This window comes from Salinimicrobium oceani (genome assembly GCF_012037645.1).
Genome location: NZ_JAAVJR010001706.1, coordinates 1 through 279 on the forward strand (window position 1 = coordinate 1; position 279 = coordinate 279).

General features: G+C 47.3%; 1 protein-coding gene. It reads left to right on the forward strand.

Annotated elements, in window-relative coordinates; translation table 11 throughout:
* On the forward strand, positions 1 to 279 hold a 279-nt coding region (locus HC175_RS23680), incomplete at both ends, for a divalent metal cation transporter (protein ID WP_235942744.1).

Genomic DNA, 279 nt, shown 5'->3' on the forward strand with positions numbered 1-279 from the left:
GAACTGGCTGAAGAATTTAGGGCCGGGAGTGTTGGTTTCAGCTGCATTTATAGGTCCGGGTACGGTGACCGTGTGTACGCTGGCGGGGGTAGAATTCGGTTTTTCTCTGCTTTGGGCCCTGTTGTTGTCGGTAATCGCATGTATAATTCTTCAGGAAATGGCGGCCAGGGTAGGTTTGGTAACCCAAAAAGGTCTTAGCGAAGTCATTAGAGAAGAGATCAAAAATCCGCTTTTTAGGAATCTTGCGATCCTGTTGATCTTTTCGGCTATCGTATTTGG